This window comes from Pseudomonas putida, assembly GCF_002025705.1.
Taxonomy (GTDB): domain Bacteria; phylum Pseudomonadota; class Gammaproteobacteria; order Pseudomonadales; family Pseudomonadaceae; genus Aquipseudomonas; species Aquipseudomonas putida_J.
This window is the reverse complement of record NZ_CP018846.1, coordinates 44,683-57,181: the sequence shown is the minus strand read 5'-3', so window position 1 is coordinate 57,181 and position 12,499 is coordinate 44,683. Positions and strand designations below refer to the sequence as shown.

10 protein-coding genes and 5 pseudogenes are annotated in these 12,499 nt (G+C 60.0%); 8 read left to right on the top strand and 7 right to left on the bottom strand.

Features of this window, described 5'->3' with window-relative positions:
• Positions 1 to 9 precede the first annotated feature (9 nt).
• Positions 10 to 1,260, bottom strand: coding sequence for a sarcosine oxidase subunit beta family protein (locus BUQ73_RS00290; RefSeq protein WP_003255680.1), 1,251 nt, complete (start codon positions 1,258 to 1,260; stop codon positions 10 to 12).
• A gap of 15 nt (positions 1,261 to 1,275) precedes the next feature.
• A complete protein-coding gene (locus BUQ73_RS00285) occupies positions 1,276 to 2,529 on the bottom strand; it encodes a serine hydroxymethyltransferase (RefSeq protein WP_079226252.1) in 1,254 nt (417 codons plus the stop codon).
• Positions 2,530 to 2,823: 294 nt separating this feature from the next.
• Between BUQ73_RS00285 and BUQ73_RS00280 the strand changes: the two genes are divergently transcribed.
• Both BUQ73_RS00280 and BUQ73_RS27740 read left to right on the top strand, forming a co-directional pair.
• Entirely contained in the window at positions 2,824 to 3,864 is a 1,041-nt protein-coding gene (locus tag BUQ73_RS00280; protein WP_079226251.1) for a low specificity L-threonine aldolase, read from the top strand.
• 285 nt (positions 3,865 to 4,149) lie between these two features.
• Entirely contained in the window at positions 4,150 to 4,614 is a 465-nt protein-coding gene (locus BUQ73_RS27740; protein WP_152031488.1) for a hypothetical protein, read from the top strand.
• 67 nt (positions 4,615 to 4,681) lie between these two features.
• Here the strand turns inward: BUQ73_RS27740 and BUQ73_RS00275 are convergent.
• A pseudogene (locus tag BUQ73_RS00275) lies at positions 4,682 to 5,197 on the bottom strand (methyl-accepting chemotaxis protein); the annotation flags it as partial.
• Between the two features lie 72 nt (positions 5,198 to 5,269).
• On the opposite strand from BUQ73_RS00275, the pseudogene BUQ73_RS27735 reads away from it, so the two are divergent.
• A pseudogene (locus tag BUQ73_RS27735) lies at positions 5,270 to 5,419 on the top strand (threonine aldolase); the annotation flags it as partial.
• Between the two features lie 285 nt (positions 5,420 to 5,704).
• The gene (locus tag BUQ73_RS27730; RefSeq protein WP_152031487.1) at positions 5,705 to 6,169 is read left to right on the top strand and encodes a hypothetical protein; all 465 of its coding nucleotides are present in this window, start codon (positions 5,705 to 5,707) and stop codon (positions 6,167 to 6,169) included.
• Between the two features lie 67 nt (positions 6,170 to 6,236).
• On the opposite strand, the pseudogene BUQ73_RS00270 reads toward BUQ73_RS27730, so the two are convergent.
• Positions 6,237 to 6,752 (bottom strand): annotated as a pseudogene (locus tag BUQ73_RS00270) (methyl-accepting chemotaxis protein); the annotation flags it as partial.
• 72 nt (positions 6,753 to 6,824) lie between these two features.
• Here BUQ73_RS00270 and BUQ73_RS27725 point away from each other — a divergent pair.
• Positions 6,825 to 6,974 (top strand): annotated as a pseudogene (locus BUQ73_RS27725) (threonine aldolase); the annotation flags it as partial.
• A gap of 285 nt (positions 6,975 to 7,259) precedes the next feature.
• The gene (locus BUQ73_RS00265; RefSeq protein WP_079226250.1) at positions 7,260 to 7,772 is read left to right on the top strand and encodes a hypothetical protein; all 513 of its coding nucleotides are present in this window, start codon (positions 7,260 to 7,262) and stop codon (positions 7,770 to 7,772) included.
• A gap of 67 nt (positions 7,773 to 7,839) precedes the next feature.
• Here BUQ73_RS00265 and mcpH read toward each other — a convergent pair whose 3' ends face one another.
• From mcpH to BUQ73_RS00250, 3 genes are all read right to left on the bottom strand, one after another.
• A complete protein-coding gene (gene mcpH, locus BUQ73_RS00260; RefSeq protein WP_079226249.1) occupies positions 7,840 to 9,777 on the bottom strand; it encodes a methyl-accepting chemotaxis protein McpH in 1,938 nt (645 codons plus the stop codon).
• 193 nt (positions 9,778 to 9,970) lie between these two features.
• Positions 9,971 to 10,273: a cell division protein ZapA gene (locus BUQ73_RS00255; protein ID WP_027917545.1), complete on the bottom strand. Its 303-nt coding sequence runs from the start codon at positions 10,271 to 10,273 to the stop codon at positions 9,971 to 9,973.
• On the bottom strand, positions 10,270 to 10,500 hold the full coding sequence (locus tag BUQ73_RS00250) for a hypothetical protein (protein ID WP_079226248.1): 231 nt from the start codon (positions 10,498 to 10,500) through the stop codon (positions 10,270 to 10,272). The genes BUQ73_RS00255 and BUQ73_RS00250 overlap by 4 nt, the downstream gene beginning before the upstream one ends.
• A gap of 276 nt (positions 10,501 to 10,776) precedes the next feature.
• Between BUQ73_RS00250 and BUQ73_RS28860 the strand changes: the two are divergent.
• Together BUQ73_RS28860 and BUQ73_RS28855 are read left to right on the top strand one after the other, a co-directional pair.
• Positions 10,777 to 11,499: pseudogene (locus BUQ73_RS28860) on the top strand (MCP four helix bundle domain-containing protein); the annotation flags it as partial.
• 30 nt (positions 11,500 to 11,529) lie between these two features.
• The gene (locus BUQ73_RS28855; protein WP_416171842.1) at positions 11,530 to 12,402 is read left to right on the top strand and encodes a methyl-accepting chemotaxis protein; all 873 of its coding nucleotides are present in this window, start codon (positions 11,530 to 11,532) and stop codon (positions 12,400 to 12,402) included.
• Positions 12,403 to 12,499: the final 97 nt, after the last annotated feature.

The window sequence follows — 12,499 nt, the reverse complement described above, 5'->3', positions numbered from 1 at the left end:
TGTCTCCGGTTAGTGGGCGACGGCGGCGGCGCCGTGTTCGTCGATCAGTGCGCCGTTGTAGAAACGGTCCATGGAGAACGGCGCGGCCAGTGGGTGCATTTCGCCCTTGGCCAGGCTTGCGGCGAAGACGTTGCCCGAACCCGGGGTCGCCTTGAAGCCGCCAGTACCCCAACCGCAGTTGAAGAACATGTTCTTGACAGGGGTCTTGGTGATGATCGGGCAAGCGTCCGGCGAGGTGTCGACGATGCCGCCCCACTGGCGGTTCATGCGCACGCGCGAGAGGTTGGGGAACATCTCGACGATGGCCTGCAGGGTGTGCTCGATCACCGGGTACGAACCACGTTGGCCGTAGCCGACCCAGCCGTCGATACCGGCACCGATCACCAGGTCGCCCTTGTCGGACTGGCTGATGTAGCCGTGTACGGCGTTGGACATGATCACCGAGTCGATGATCGGCTTGATCGGCTCGGATACCAGCGCTTGCAGCGGGTGCGATTCCAGCGGCAGGCGGAAGCCGGCCAGCTTGGCCATGTGCCCGGAGTTACCGGCGGTGACCACACCAACGCGCTTGGCGCCAATGAAGCCTTTGTTGGTTTCCACGCCGATGACCGCGCCGTTTTCCTTGCGGAAGCCAATCACTTCGGTCTGCTGGATCAGGTCCACGCCCAGGGCGTCGGCGGCACGGGCGAAGCCCCAGGCCACGGCGTCGTGACGGGCCACGCCACCACGGCGCTGAACGGTTGCACCGAGGATCGGGTAGCGGGTGTTCTTCGAGCAGTCCAGGTACGGGATTTCGGCCGCGACCTGAGCGGTATTGAGCAGCTCGCCATCGACGCCGTTGAGGCGGTTGGCGGAAACACGGCGCTCGGAGTCACGCATGTCCTGCAGGGTGTGGCACAGGTTGTAGACACCGCGCTGGGAGAACATGACGTTGTAGTTGAGGTCCTGGGACAGGCCTTCCCACAGCTTCATGGCGTGCTCGTAAAGGTGCGCCGACTCGTCCCACAGGTAGTTGGAGCGCACGATGGTGGTGTTACGGGCGGTGTTGCCGCCGCCCAGGTAGCCTTTCTCGATCACGGCAACGTTGGTGATGCCGTGCTCTTTGGCCAGGTAGTAAGCCGTGGCCAGGCCATGGCCGCCACCGCCGACGATGACCACGTCGTAGACCTTTTTAGGGGTCGGCGTGCGCCACATGCGCTGCCAGTTTTCGTGGTGGCTGAGGGAGTGTTTAAAGAGGCCGAAGCCCGAGTAGCGTTGCATGGTCGTTTACTCCACTCAGCGGTAAACAGGGAAGTCGGCGCACAGGGCCGCGACGTTCTTCGCCACATCGGCTTCGACGTCGGCGTCACCGAGGTTGTCGAGGATGTCGCAGATCCAGCCGGCCAGGGCTACGCACTGGGCGACCTTGAAGCCGCGGGTGGTAACGGCCGGGGTGCCGATGCGCAGGCCCGAAGTGACGAACGGCGACTGCGGGTCGTTCGGTACGGCGTTCTTGTTGACGGTGATGTGCGCGCGGCCCAGGGCGGCGTCGGCATCTTTGCCGGTCAGGCCCTGGCGAATCAGGCTGACCAGGAACAGGTGGTTGTCGGTGCCGCCGGAGACCACGTCGTAGCCGCGGTCGATGAACACCTGGGCCATGGCCTGGGCGTTTTCGATCACTTGCTTCTGGTAGGCCTTGAAGCCTGGCTCCAGCGCTTCCTTGAAGCACACGGCCTTGGCGGCGATCACGTGCATCAGCGGGCCGCCCTGGGCGCCGGGGAATACTGCGGCGTTCAGCTTCTTTTCGATCTCTTCGTTGGACTTGGCCAGGATCAGGCCGCCACGTGGACCGCGCAGGGTCTTGTGGGTGGTGGTGGTGACCACGTCGGCGAACGGGATCGGGTTCGGGTACAGGCCAGCGGCAACCAGGCCGGCGACGTGGGCCATGTCGACGAACAGCAGCGCACCGACCTTGTCAGCGATGGCGCGCAAGCGTGGGAAGTCGAGGGTCTTGGAGTAGGCCGAGAAGCCGGCAACGATCATCTTCGGCTTGTGCTCGACGGCCAGGCGCTCGACTTCGTCGTAGTCGATCAGGCCAGTCTTGGTGTCGATGCCGTATTGCACTGCGTTGTACAGCTTGCCCGAGGACGACACCTTGGCGCCGTGGGTCAGGTGGCCGCCGTGGGCCAGGCTCATGCCGAGGATGGTGTCACCGGCCTGCAGCAGGGCCAGGTAGACGGCGCCGTTGGCCGAAGAACCGGAGTGCGGCTGGACGTTGGCGTAGTCGGCACCGAACAGCTGCTTGGCACGCTCGATGGCCAGCGCCTCGACCTTGTCGACGTGCTCGCAGCCGCCGTAGTAGCGCTTGCCTGGGTAGCCTTCGGCGTACTTGTTGGTCAGGCCGCTGCCCTGGGCCTGCATCACGCGCTTGCTGGTGTAGTTTTCCGAAGCGATCAGCTCGATGTGATCTTCCTGACGCTGTTCTTCGGCATTCATCGCCGCCAGCAGTGCATCGTCATAACCCTGGATCTGGTCTTGCTTGCTGAACATCGTGTATCTCCCGGCAGCGATCGTTTTTTGTCGTGGGGCACTGTGGCCCTTTGTGGCGATGTTATGACTGGCCGGGGTGGGTCAGATGCCTGCGCACGCCTTGCAATGGCGCGTTTACGACATTGGCTTTTGTGTTGTTCATGCCGGCCTCTCGCGGATAAATCCGCTCCTACAGGCCATGTGTCGTTTGTAGGAGCGGATTTATCCGCGAAGGGCCGGCACCGACAGCTTGTATAGGCAACCGTTTCAGCAATGGTTTAGAGTGCTGTTCTGCGTCGTTCACAGGACAGTGTCATGACAGATAAGAGCCAACAATTCGCCAGCGACAACTATTCCGGCATCTGCCCCGAAGCCTGGGCCGCAATGGAAATGGCCAACCACGGTCACGACCGCGCCTACGGCGACGACCAGTGGACCGAACGTGCGTCGGAGTACTTCCGTAACTTGTTCGAAACCGACTGCGAGGTGTTCTTCGCCTTCAACGGCACCGCCGCCAACTCGCTGGCCCTGGCCTCGCTGTGCCAGAGCTACCACAGCGTCATCTGCTCCGAGACCGCCCACGTCGAAACCGACGAATGCGGCGCGCCGGAGTTCTTCTCCAACGGTTCCAAACTGCTCACCGCGCCCAGCGTCAATGGCAAGCTGACGCCCGAATCGATCCGCGAAGTGGCGCTCAAGCGCCAGGACATCCACTACCCCAAGCCACGGGTGGTGACCATTACCCAGGCCACCGAGGTGGGCACTGTCTATCGCCCGGACGAGCTCAAGGCAATCAGCGCCACTTGCAAGGAGCTGGGCCTGAACCTGCACATGGACGGCGCACGCTTTACCAATGCCTGCGCATTCCTCGGCTGCAGCCCAGCCGAGCTGACCTGGAAGGCCGGTATCGATGTACTGTGCTTTGGCGGCACCAAGAACGGCATGGCCGTGGGTGAGGCGATCCTGTTCTTCAACCGCCAGCTGGCCGAAGACTTCGACTACCGCTGCAAGCAGGCTGGGCAGCTGGCGTCGAAGATGCGCTTCCTGTCGGCGCCGTGGGTCGGTTTGCTGGAAAATGGCGCCTGGTTGCGCCGTGGCAATCACGCCAACCATTGTGCGCAATTGCTGGCCTCGCTGGTGAGTGACCTGCCGGGGGTCGAGCTGATGTTCCCGGTGGAGGCCAACGGCGTGTTCCTGCAGATGCCGGAGCACGCGATTGAAGCACTGCGGGTCAAGGGCTGGCGCTTCTATACCTTCATTGGTAGCGGCGGTGCGCGGTTCATGTGTTCGTGGGATACCGAGGAAGAGCGGGTGCGCGAGCTGGCGGCGGATATCCGCATGATCATTACTGGCTGAGAGATTGCAGGGAGGGCTTCGCCCTCCTTTCGTCAGACAAGGCCTGACACTGTCGGCCCACTGCCCTGTCCGCATCGATGGCTGCATTTGCTGCTAGCAGTTGATCTTTCCAGAAAACGCACTATTCCCGCGCACACATAATGCATGTGTGAATGAAGCGACGCAGCGCAACCCGTAACTATGCCAGGCAATGCACCTTAACACACCTGTTAAAACTACCAGTTGTGACTCACCGCTGATACTTGAAAAATAGGAATCGCGACAATCAATCTTCGGAGGCTCGCGATGAAATTTACTTTCCAGGGTGAAACGTTAAACATTCATGACCGCATGTCATGGGTGATCGCTAAAGCTTTAGATAACGGATATGCTGGCCTACGAGTCTTTAGAAATGAAAAGCCTACTTTGGGAATTTACCCAGAACAACTTAACTACAATTTCAGCCAAAACAGCTCGCACATCGAATCGATTGAAATCGTAGGCCGTAAAGCCAGCGAGAATGCCGAAGACAATTCAGTCAGAGATGCAAGTGACCTGTGCTTTGTGCGCATTCCGGGAGGTTCGCCAGAGCATTATGAAATTTGGGGCGACTCGGCATACGGCATGATAGCCACCGCCTATGGGAAAAAGTTCAGGTTCAATGGAAAATATTACACATCCCACATCAACGCGATTGATCTCCCAGAAGCCGGCGCAGAAGGCGCACTTGTTCCTGGCCTTCAGGTTTACATGACACTTGTGCCAGCCTAAAACATAGCTAAATCTTGCTCCGCGAACGTTCCGTGCCCTTACAGGCACGAAACGCTCGAAGGTTGGCTTATAGCCTGAACCCACCCATCTGCCGCGCCAGGTCATCAGCCAGACCGCGCAACGCCTGGCACTCCTTCCGGCAGCCCTGCACCTCGGCCGCCGTCTCCCGCGCCAGGTCGGAAATTCCTTGCACCGTGCGGTTGATCTCCTCGGTCACCGCTGACTGTTCCTCGGTCGCCGTGGCCACCTGATGGTTCATGTCGCTGATGTGCTCGACCTGATCAGTAATCGCGCCTAACGAGGCGCCGGTACGCTGGCTCGACTCCACACCACTGCCTGTAGCCTGTTGCCCGGCGTGCATCGAACTCACTGCCGAACCCGCGCCTTGCTTGAGGCGCTGGATCATTTGCTGCACTTCATCAGTGGACAGCTGCGTACGCCGGGCCAAGGTCCGCACCTCATCGGCCACCAAGGCAAATCCACGGCCCATCTCCCCTGCCCTGGCCGCTTCGATGGCAGCGTTCAGCGCCAACAGGTTGGTCTGTTCGGAAATACTGCGGATCACCGCCAATACCTGGTCGATCGAGGCGACTTCATCGGCCAGCTGGCTGATCGCACGGTGGCGACCATCTCGGTCATTTCCTGCTGCCGACCGGAGCACGCGATTGAAGCACTGCGGGCCAAGGGCTGGCGCTTCTATACCTTCATTGGTAGCGGCGGTGCGCGGTTCATGTGTTCGTGGGATACCGAGGAAGAGCGGGTGCGCGAGCTGGCGGCGGATATCCGCATGATCATTACTGGCTGAGAGATTGCAGGGAGGGCTTCGCCCTCCTTTCGTCAGACAAGGCCTGACACTGTCGGCCCACTGCCCTGTCCGCATTGATGGCTGCATTTGCTGCTAGCAGTTGATCTTTCCAGAAAACGCACTATTCCCGCGCACACATAATGCATGTGTGAATGAAGCGACGCAGCGCAATCCGTAACTATGCCAGGCAATGCACCTTAACACACCTGTTAAAACTACCAGTTGTGACTCACCGCTGATACTTGAAAAATAGGAATCGCGACAATCAATCTTCGGAGGTTCGCGATGAAATTTACTTTCCAGGGTGAAACGTTAAACATTCATGACCGCATGTCATGGGTGATCGCTAAAGCTTTAGATAACGGATATGCTGGCCTACGCGTCTATAGAAATGAAAAACCTAGTTTGACAATTTACCCAGAACAACTTAACTACAATTTCAGCCAAAACGGCTCGCACATCGAATCGATTGAAATCGTAGGCCGTAAAGCCAGCGAGAATGCCGAAGACAATTCAGTCAGAGATGCAAGTGACTGGTGCGCTGTGCACATTCCGGGAGGTTCGCCAGATAAATATGTCATTTCGGGCGACTCGGCATACGGCATGATAGCCACCGCCGATGGGAAAAAGTTCAAGTTCAATGGAGAATATTACACATCCTACATCAACATGATTAATCTCCCAGAAGCCGGCGCAGAAGGCGGACTTGTTCCTGGCCTTCAGGTGGGCATGACACTTGTGCCAGCCTAAAACATAGCTAAATCTTGCTCCGCGAACGTTCCGTGCCCTTACAGGCACGAAACGTTCGAAGGTGGGCTTATAGCCTGAACCCACCCATCTGCCGCGCCAGGTCATCAGCCAGACCGCGCAACGCCTGGCACTCCTTCCGGCAGCCCTGCACCTCGGCCGCCGTCTCCCGCGCCAGGTCGGAAATTCCTTGCACCGTGCGGTTGATCTCCTCGGTCACCGCTGACTGTTCCTCGGTCGCCGTGGCCACCTGATGGTTCATGTCGCTGATGTGCTCGACCTGATCAGTAATCGCGCCTAACGAGGCGCCGGTACGCTGGCTCGACTCCACACCACTGCCTGTAGCCTGTTGCCCGGCGTGCATCGAACTCACTGCCGAACCCGCGCCTTGCTTGAGGCGCTGGATCATTTGCTGCACTTCATCAGTGGACAGCTGCGTACGCCGGGCCAAGGTCCGCACCTCATCGGCCACCAAGGCAAATCCACGGCCCATCTCCCCTGCCCTGGCCGCTTCGATGGCAGCGTTCAGCGCCAACAGGTTGGTCTGTTCGGAAATACTGCGGATCACCGCCAATACCTGGTCGATCGAGGCGACTTCATCGGCCAGCTGGCTGACCGCACGGTGGCGACCATCTCGGTCATTTCCTGCTGCCGACCGGAGCACGCGATTGAAGCACTGCGGGCCAAGGGCTGGCGCTTCTATACCTTCATTGGTAGCGGCGGTGCGCGGTTCATGTGTTCGTGGGATACCGAGGAAGAGCGGGTGCGCGAGCTGGCGGCGGATATCCGCATGATCATTACTGGCTGAGAGATTGCAGGGAGGGCTTCGCCCTCCTTTCGTCAGACAAGGCCTGACACTGTGGGCCCACTGCCCTGTCCGCATCGATGGCTGCATTTGCTGCTAGCAGTTGATCTTTCCAGAAAACGCACTATTCCCGCGCACACATAACGTATGTGTGAATGAAGCGACGCAGCGCAACCCGTAACTATGCCAGGCAATGCACCTTAACACACCTGTTAAAACTACCAGTTGTGACTCATCGCTGATACTTGAAAAATAGGAATCGCGACAATCAATCTTCGGAGGTTCGCGATGAAACTTATTTTCCAGGATAAAACGTTAAACATTCAAGACCGCATGTCATGGCTGATCGCTAAAGCTTTAGATAACAAATATAGTGGCCTATACATCATTACAATTGAAAAACCTAATTTTGGAATTTACCCAGAAGAACTTAACTACAAGTTCAGCCAAAACGGCTCGCACATCGAATCGATTGAAATCGTAGGCCGTAAAGCCAGCGAGATCGTAGACCGTAACGCCAGCGAGATCGTAGGCCGTAAATCCAGCGAGAATGCCGAAAACGATTCAGTCAGAGATGCAAGTGACCGGTGCGTTGTGCACATGCCGGGAGGTTCGCCAAAGTCTTATGACATTTGGGGCAACTCGGCAAACGACATGATAGCCACCGCCGATGGGAAAAAGTTCAAGTTCAATGGAAAATATTACACATCCTACATCATCGGGATTGAACTCCCAGAAGCCGACCCAGAAGGCGGACCTGTTCGTGGCCTTAGGGTGGACATCACACTTGTGCCAGCCTAAAACATAGCTAAATCTTGCTCCGCGAACGTTCCGTGCCCTTACAGGCACGAAACGTTCGAAGGTTGGCTTATAGCCTGAACCCACCCATCTGCCGCGCCAGGTCATCAGCCAGACCGCGCAACGCCTGGCACTCCTTCCGGCAGCCCTGCACCTCGGCCGCCGTCTCCCGCGCCAGGTCGGAAATTCCTTGCACCGTGCGGTTGATCTCCTCGGTCACCGCTGACTGTTCCTCGGTCGCCGTGGCCACCTGATGGTTCATGTCGCTGATGTGCTCGACCTGATCAGTAATCGCGCCTAACGAGGCGCCGGTACGCTGGCTCGACTCCACACCACTGCCTGTAGCCTGTTGCCCGGCGTGCATCGAACTCACTGCCGAACCCGCGCCTTGCTTGAGGCGCTGGATCATTTGCTGCACTTCATCAGTGGACAGCTGCGTACGCCGGGCCAAGGTCCGCACCTCATCGGCCACCACGGCAAATCCACGGCCCATCTCCCCTGCCCTGGCCGCTTCGATGGCAGCGTTCAGCGCCAACAGGTTGGTCTGTTCGGAAATACTGCGGATCACCGCCAATACCTGGTCGATCGAGGCGACTTCATCGGCCAGCTGGCTGACCGCATCGGCAGCCTTGCCGATATCCCCCGACATGCCCTCGATACCCTGGATCGAGCGCCGCACCACTTCGCGCGCCTGCAGGGCCTCATCCCGCGCCGATTGCGATGCCTGCGCCGCATCGCCAGCATTGCGGGCGATGTCCTGCACAGTCAGGCCCATCTCGTGCACGGCGGTGGCGACCATCTCGGTCATTTCCTGCTGCCGACCGGAGCGCTCGGCGGTGTTATCCACAACCTGGGTCACCTGCTCTACTGCCTGGTGCAGGCGTTCGCTGGTGCGCAACACTTCGCCGATCAGGCCACGCTGGCTGTCGAGGAAGCGATTGAAGCCACGGGCCAGATCACCCAGTTCATCCTGACGGGCGTCATCCAGGCGATGGCTGAGGTCGCCACCGCCACTGCCGATCTGTACCAGCGCGGCGGTGACGCGACGGATCGGGCGCACCAGGCCACGCGCCAGCAGCACCACCAGCAGCAGCGACACAAGGGCTACGCTGCCGCCGATCAGGCTGGTCAGCCCCACCGTCTGGTGCATCTGCGCGTAAATTTCCTCCTCAGGTACCTCAGCCACCAGGGTCCAGTTGAGGTCGCGCAGAGGCAGGCCCAGCGCCAGGTAGCTTTCACCGTCGCGGTTGAAGCGGCTGCTGCGCAGGCCTTCGCCACCGGTCATCACCGCCTTGGCAGCGTCTGCGCCGAGTTGTTCGGCGAGCTGGCGCTTGCCGCTGAAGGCCGCGTCCGGGTGCACCTGGATCAGCCCATCGTTGCGCACCAGGAACACCTTGCCGTGCTCGCCGAAACTGAAGTCGTGGATGAGTTTCGACAGTTCGGTCATGCGCAGGCCCATACCGGCCACGCCAACCAGCTTGCCGGCCTTTACCACCCGGTAATCAATAAACAGCGCCAGTTCGCCCGTCGCATGATCGATATCGATATTCACCAGGCGTTCGGCGCCGCTGTCGATGTAGCCGTAGAACCACTTGTCATTGGGGTTGCCGCGACTGAGAACGCGGTCCAGGCCAATCTCGTTGTAGTAGTTGCCCGTTTCGGTCGAGGCGAACAGCGTGGTGAACGCATGGTTGCGTTGCTTGGCGGCCTGTAGGTATTCGAGGAATTGCGGGGCTTGAGCGGGGTCTTCGCCAGCGGCAAGCCAATCGCGCAGCAACGTATTGCCGGCAATGTCGGCTGCAGCCACCAACGGCTGGCCGAGCATGCGCTCGATGTCGTTGCGGATGGCTTGGATGCTGGCCGGCAATGCGGTGTCGACCAGGTAACGTTCGGTCAGGCGGTTGAGTGCCACCGTGAAGATGATCACCACCACCAGAATGCTCGCCAGCAAGGCAGCGCCCATGCTTGCAATCAATTGCCACTGGATGCTTTTACGCCAGATACGCATGCCCCTGCTCCCCGCTAATTATTGTTTTGCGAGAAGTGTATACACTTGCGTATTCAGTTAATCCAGTGATCTGGAACAATGGGGGTGCTTTGCAGTCCTTTCGCGACACAAGGCCGCTCCTACAAAGGGCATGCGTTACCTGTAGGAGCGGCCTTGTGTCGCGAAAGGGTCGCAAAGCGACCCCAGGGATTGATCAAGACTCAGCAATAGTCTTGACGATTGCGTCGACGGTGGCATCGATCTGCGCCTGGGTACGCTCGAGGGTCTGCTGGTGCTCCTTCTGCAGTTCGACCTGCTTGGAACACAGATTCAGCGCGGCCAGTACCAGCAACTTGTCACCGATCAGGGTCGGGTACTGGCGCTTGGTCTCGTTCAGCGCGGTATTGAGCATCCGCACTGCCTGGGCCAAGGTCTCTTCCTGGCCTTCGGGCGCCTTGATCGAATAGTCGCTGCCGAGGATCGACACGACATTGATCGGCTGCGCTTGCAGTCTCATGCGCCGACGACACCTGCGCTGGCGCGGTCAACCAGCGCCTGGATGCGCGCGGCGGTGGCGCCGTGCTTTTCTTCCTGCTCCATCAGCGACAGCTGCAGGGTCTCGTTTTCTTCCTTGGCCTGGGCCAGTTCCTGGCCGAGGGTAGTGTTCTGCTCGGTGAGTTGAGCGTTTTTCTGCATCAGGTCGCTGACCAGTTGCTCGAGTTGATTCAGGGAGGCTTCCAGCATGGGTCTATCTCGGGTTGTTGCAAAGGGCGCACACGATAAAGAAAAGCGTGAGCCCCCGCCATTAAATATCGGGTTCTTAAGGTTTCTACCCCGCAGATTGACAGGGTATCGGGCCCCTTGTTCCGACCTGGATCAACCGCCGGTCAGGTAAATAGTTAGCTGGCTCACATTTTCCACCGGTCAGGCTCAAGACTGGTGAGTCACGACCGATAGACAGGCAGGTCATATTTCGTCGCACGGACCGCGCCTCCATATTCCTTGCCTGGACTTTTCCCCATGTCTCTTCGCAACATGAACATCGCCCCGCGTGCGTTGCTCGGGTTCGCCCTGATCGGCGTGCTCATGCTCGGCCTTGGTATCTTTTCGCTCATGCAGATGGGCAACATCCGACAGGCCGGCGTGGCCATCGAAAACATCAGCGTACCCAGCATCAAGACCCTGGACGAGCTGACCGCACTTAACCTGCGCATGCGCACCCTGTCCTACCGCCTGCTGCTCAACCGCGAGCCGGAAACCCAGCGCGACACCCTCAACCTGCTGGACCAGCGCAACGCCCAGATCGACCGTGCCCGCCAGGCCTACCTGCCGATGATCGGTGCTGCGGACGAGCAGGCTGCCTTCGACCAATACACCCAGTTGCTCAACCAGTACCGCCAGCTCGAGTCGCGCATGCGCAGCCTGAGCCAGGCCGACCGCCTGGACGAGCTGCGTGACCTGCTCAACCGCGACCTGCTGGCCAACTCCGACCAGATCAACAAGGTCATGGAAACCCTGGTACAGATCAATACCGACCAGACCCGCGCCACCAACGAAACCGCCGCCAACCAGTACGCCGCCGCCTTCGCCCTGGTGATCGGCCTGCTGATCGCCGCCACCGTGCTGACCTTCCTCTGCGCCTTCCTGCTGACCCGCAGCATCGTCAAGCCGATCGAAGAGGCCCTGCAGGCCGCCGAACAGGTGGCCGACGGCGACCTGACCAAGGTCATCCGCGCCGAAGGCAGCGACGAAGCCGCCCGCCTGCAGCGCGCCATGGCCCGCATGCAGGACAAGCTGCGCGACACTCTGCAACTGATCGCCGGTTCCGCCACCCAGCTGGCTTCGGCCGCCGAAGAGCTGAATTGCGTCACCGACGAAAGCGCCCGTGGCCTGCAGCAGCAGAACAATGAAATTGAACAGGCAGCTACCGCCGTCACCGAGATGACCAGCGCCGTGGAAGAAGTGGCGCGCAATGCGGTCAGCACTTCGGAAGCCTCAAGCGAAGCCAGCCGCTCGGCCGGCGACGGTCGTGACCTGGTCATGGAAACCGTGGGCGCCATCGAACGCATGAGCGGTGACGTGCAGGCCACCGCCAAGCTGATCACCCACCTGGCCGAGCAATCGCGCGACATCGGCAAGGTGCTCGACGTGATCCGCGGCCTGGCCGACCAGACCAACCTGCTGGCGCTGAACGCGGCGATCGAAGCGGCACGTGCCGGTGAGGCCGGTCGTGGTTTTGCCGTGGTGGCGGATGAAGTGCGGGCACTGGCCCATCGTACCCAGCAGTCGACCAGCGAGATCGAGCGCATGATCGGCAGCATCCAGGGCGGTACCGAAGAGGCGGTGGAATCGATGCGTACCAGCACCGAACGCGCCGAGTCGACGCTGAATATTGCCAAGGGCGCCGGCATGGCGCTGGACACCATTGCCGGCGCTGTGGCGCAGATCAACGAGCGTAACCTGGTGATTGCCAGTGCGGCAGAAGAACAGGCCCAGGTGGCGCGGGAGGTGGACCGCAACCTGGTGAACATCAACGACCTGTCGGTGCAGAGTGCGACCGGCGCGCATCAGACCAGCGCGGCGAGTGCGGAGCTGTCGCGCCTGGCGGTGGATTTGAATGGGTTGGTGGCCCGCTTCCGCACCTGAATTCAGTTAGCTGGGGCCGCTTTGCGGCCCTTTCGCGACGCAAGGCCGCTCCCACATTGGATGGTGTACGCGGGGCCTTTGTGGGAGCGGCCTTGTG

Excerpts from the sequence above, each read along its gene's own strand:
- mcpH (WP_079226249.1), bottom strand. The coding sequence starts at position 9,777 with ATGCGTATCTGGCGTAAAAGCATCCAGTGGCAATTGATTGCAAGCATG.
- BUQ73_RS00290 (WP_003255680.1), bottom strand. The coding sequence starts at position 1,260 with ATGCAACGCTACTCGGGCTTCGGCCTCTTTAAACACTCCCTCAGCCAC.
- BUQ73_RS00250 (WP_079226248.1), bottom strand. The coding sequence starts at position 10,500 with ATGCTGGAAGCCTCCCTGAATCAACTCGAGCAACTGGTCAGCGACCTG.
- BUQ73_RS27740 (WP_152031488.1), top strand. The coding sequence starts at position 4,150 with ATGAAATTTACTTTCCAGGGTGAAACGTTAAACATTCATGACCGCATG.
- BUQ73_RS28855 (WP_416171842.1), top strand. The coding sequence starts at position 11,530 with ATGGCCCGCATGCAGGACAAGCTGCGCGACACTCTGCAACTGATCGCC.
- BUQ73_RS27730 (WP_152031487.1), top strand. The coding sequence starts at position 5,705 with ATGAAATTTACTTTCCAGGGTGAAACGTTAAACATTCATGACCGCATG.
- BUQ73_RS00255 (WP_027917545.1), bottom strand. The coding sequence starts at position 10,273 with ATGAGACTGCAAGCGCAGCCGATCAATGTCGTGTCGATCCTCGGCAGC.
- BUQ73_RS00265 (WP_079226250.1), top strand. The coding sequence starts at position 7,260 with ATGAAACTTATTTTCCAGGATAAAACGTTAAACATTCAAGACCGCATG.
- BUQ73_RS00280 (WP_079226251.1), top strand. The coding sequence starts at position 2,824 with ATGACAGATAAGAGCCAACAATTCGCCAGCGACAACTATTCCGGCATC.
- BUQ73_RS00285 (WP_079226252.1), bottom strand. The coding sequence starts at position 2,529 with ATGTTCAGCAAGCAAGACCAGATCCAGGGTTATGACGATGCACTGCTG.